This window comes from Alteromonas sp. 14N.309.X.WAT.G.H12, from assembly GCF_036697315.1.
Lineage (GTDB): Bacteria > Pseudomonadota > Gammaproteobacteria > Enterobacterales > Alteromonadaceae > Alteromonas.
In genome coordinates this window covers 3,261-7,052 of record NZ_JBAHZB010000142.1, presented here as the reverse complement: position 1 = coordinate 7,052, position 3,792 = coordinate 3,261, and the positions used below count along the sequence as shown (strand labels likewise).

At 50.0% G+C, this 3,792-nt stretch carries 3 protein-coding genes; 1 reads left to right on the top strand and 2 read right to left on the bottom strand.

The genetic code is table 11. The features are described from left to right. On the top strand, positions 1 to 966 hold a 966-nt coding region (locus V5298_RS18970), incomplete at its 5' end, for a TIGR01777 family oxidoreductase (protein WP_332932999.1). Here the strand turns inward: V5298_RS18970 and V5298_RS18965 are convergent. Beyond that, the gene (locus tag V5298_RS18965) at positions 963 to 3,488 is read right to left on the bottom strand and encodes an ABC transporter permease (RefSeq protein ID WP_332932998.1); all 2,526 of its coding nucleotides are present in this window, start codon (positions 3,486 to 3,488) and stop codon (positions 963 to 965) included. The two genes, V5298_RS18970 and V5298_RS18965, sit on opposite strands and share 4 nt — an antisense overlap. Before the next feature lies 1 nt (position 3,489). Then, on the bottom strand, positions 3,490 to 3,792 hold a 303-nt coding region (locus V5298_RS18960; protein ID WP_332932997.1), incomplete at its 5' end, for an ATP-binding cassette domain-containing protein.

Sequence of the window (3,792 nt, the reverse complement as noted above, 5' to 3'; positions counted from 1 at the left end):
GCGTTTCTCCGATTCGGTTTCACTGACCTTATCCTGCCACAAAGATTAACGGAGTCGTACTTGAATATATTACTTACCGGGGGCACGGGACTCATAGGCGCTCGTCTTGTACACGCCACGTACGGTGAAAATAGCTTCACCGTGTTAACCCGGGATCCAAACAAAGCCAAAGCTTTGCTACCGGATACCGTCAGTGTTATTCAAGGGTTACATGAAATCCCGGACTTTTCTGTATTTGATGCCGTTATTAATTTGGCGGGTGAACCCATTGCCGATAAACGCTGGACACCGCTGCAAAAACAACGGATCTGCCAAAGTCGATGGGACTTAACCACCCAGTTAGTTAACCGCATAAAACACAGCCAGCAACCGCCTTCGGTATTTTTATCCGGCTCTGCCATTGGCTACTACGGACGGCAAAACGACAATACGGTGACCGAGGCCAACCATACCGTTTACCCTGAGTTTTCACATCACGTCTGCCAACGCTGGGAGAGCATAGCCACAGAGGCGTCATCAGACACGACCCGGGTATGCTTGCTGCGAACCGGCGTGGTTTTGGATAAATCACAAGGTGCCTTGCCCAAGATGGCGCTACCCATTAAATTCGCCGTGGGCGGGAAAATAGGTGACGGCAAACAGTTCTTATCGTGGATCCATATCGACGATATGGTCAATGCCATTGTCTTTTTATTGCAAAATGACGCTTGTGAAGGCCCCTTCAATCTTACCGCGCCCCAACCTGAAACCAACGGGGCATTTACCAAAACCCTTGCTCGGGTATTGCACCGTCCAGCGATGTTCACCCTTCCCCCGTTTGTGTTATCGCTGTTAATGGGCGAATCGGCGGCGCTGGTGACAAAAGGTCAGTGCGTCATCCCAGAAAAACTGCGTCAAGCAGGCTTTGTTTTTCGTTATCCCACCTTACCTGACGCCCTAAAAGAGATTTACACCGCCAAACACTAAACCATTTTACGCAACAGGGTTGTGGTGTTTAGCGACAACAAACGCCAACAACCCAACGCACCTAAGATCCCCACCACAATGGCGCCAACCACAGGGGCAATGAGCCAAAACTGGGGATGCAAGGATGCTTGCATTTGAAAGACTTGGGTTTGCAACATAAAAAGACTCAATTCATTGGCAAGGGCAGCCATAAAGCCCGCCACAAGACCAATAATAATAAACTCGTAAATCACGCTAAGACGAATGAGGCTTCCTTTGGCGCCCAAGGTACGCAATATCGCTAACTCTTGCTGGCGTTCATCCATTGATGCCTGTACCTGTGCAATCAGCACTAACGCACCCGCCGCCAACACCAAGATCAAAATAAACTCAACAGCAAGGGAGACCTGTTCAACAATATCCCGCAATTGATTGATTCGAGCATCCACATCAAAAAGTGTTGTTGAAGCAAAGGGATGCAGCAAAGCGGTGAGCTGATGTTTTCGTTCAGTAGGCAAATAAAAACTGGTAATGTAAGTTGGAGAAAATCCCTGCATCGCCGCCGGAGACAGCACAAAGAAGAAATTGGGCTGCATGGTTTGCCAATCAACTTTGCGTAAACTGGTCACCCGTGCCCGTACCTCTTCACTACCAATATTAAACGTTAGCACATCGTTTAATTCTATCTTTAAACGCTCTGCCACCTCTGACTCCACAGAAACCGGATAAATTCCATCGTCAGGCTGTTGGCCTTGGTCGCCCTGCCATTGTCCGGCAATAATTTCATTGCCCGTTTGTAGCTTGTTGCTCCAGGTCAGATTCGCTTCCCGGCCTAACCCCACACGCCCGTCTCTGTCGCCGGCGTTATCTTCTTTTGTTACTTCGGTATTCACTTTTTCATCGTTCACCGCAACAAAACGCCCGCGCACAACGGGGAAGAAGTCAGAAGTTTGCACACCGTTTTTCGCAAAATGGGCCTGTAAATCCGGTTTTTGTGCTTCGGTGATATTAATAAGAAAGTAATTCGGCGTACCTTCAGGCAGCTGCGCCCGCCATTGGGCCACCATATCATTGCGCATCACTAGCACCACAAGCAGCAGCAATAAGGTCACAGAAAAACTGATCAGCTGAACACTGTTATCCATAGAGCGACGACGGATCCTTGCCCACGCCAAACGCCAAGGCCCCATAGAACCATTGCCCAATTTCCGGCCCAGCCGAATTAACCCTAAGGTTACCAGTAATAGTCCGGCAACCAATGCGATGCCTGAAGCAAACAAGATGGCACTGATTTTGAGATCTTGACTGTAGGTCCACATCAGCGCAAAAATCGCCCCGCCGGCGGCCAAAAACTGCAAGCTTTTCGCCCTGAGGTTGGTATCCATATCCCGGCGTAATACCCGTAGGGGCGGTACCGAAAAAAGTTGTAACAAGGGGTATAAGGAGAACAATAACGCACACACCACACCGGTAAATACGGCCATTAAAATGGGACGCCAATGCCACACATCTAACGACACTTCGACCTTTGCGGCCAAGGCAACAACCACCAGTTGCTGAATAATCATGCCCGCAATAACGCCAAGCACAATACCCAGCAAGGTGATAAAACAGATTTGTAACGTATAGATACGGCGAATGGTGACCTTACTCGCCCCCAATGTTTTCATGATGGCCACAGGATCAAAATGACGCTGACTGTAACGCTGGGCAGCCACCGCAATCGAAACAGCCGCTAAAATAATGGCTAACAAACTGGCCAGTAAAAAGTACCGTTCTGCTCGTTTTACCGAGCGACCAATGGGGGAGTCATCATCACCGGCGGCACGCCAGCGGTGAAGTTCATCATTTAGCTGCGGGCGTAGCCAATCATAAAACTCGTCAATCCCTTGTGCATTGCCGGTAAAATAAGATTTATACGTGACCCGACTGCCCGGCCCAGTAATATTCGCCGCCGCCACATCAGCTTGTCGAATCAGTATAATAGGTTCGGTATTAAACACGCTAAAGCCGGCATCGGGAATTTCACTGAGCACACCACTGACACGAAAACTGGCATCACCGATATAAACGGTGTCGCCCAACGCCACGTCGAGTAGCTGAAACAACCGCGAGTCTATCCACGCTTCCCCCGGTTTGGGCAAGGTATCCACCGGATGGGCCACGCCAAAAGGTGCATCAGCGACTTGGATCGTCCCTTTGAGGGGATAATTTTCGTTGACGGCTCTAAGATCCACCAGCGCCATTTCCGTTTCACCAAACGCCATGGAACGGGTCGCCACCTGACTGGCGGTGTCTAGCCCGTCTTCATGGGCTTTCTCCAGCCATAGAGGCGAAATTGGCTTAGCAGAGCGTAATTGGGTATCTGCGGCTAAAAAACCCGCTGAGCGATCTTGCAACGCGCCTTGTAACCGCTCAGAAAACAAAGACAAGGACAAAACCGATGCCACCGATAAGATGATGGCTAACAAAATAATGGTTAACTCACCCCGTCGGGCTTCATGCCTGAACAGACGCCACGCCAAGCTGGACACAATTCCCATGCTATGCTCCCTGTTCAGCAGCGTTTACACTTTGGGTGGTCTCTGTCAGCGCTCCACCTTGCATGCTTAATTGGCGCTCGCAGCGTTGGGCTAGTCGACTGTCATGGGTAACAAGCACCAGTGTTGTTCCTATCTCTTGGTTCATGTTGAACAAGAGCTGTTCTATTTTTTCACTGTTTGCGGCATCCAGATTACCGGTAGGCTCATCGGCAAAAAGAATTTTGGGCTGATTGATAAACGCTCGGGCAACCGCCACCCGTTGTTGTTCGCCCCCGGAAAGTTGATTGGGATAATGATGAGCCCG

Coding starts and splice junctions, on each gene's coding strand:
- V5298_RS18965 (WP_332932998.1), bottom strand. CDS start 3,488: ATGGGAATTGTGTCCAGCTTGGCGTGGCGTCTGTTCAGGCATGAAGCC.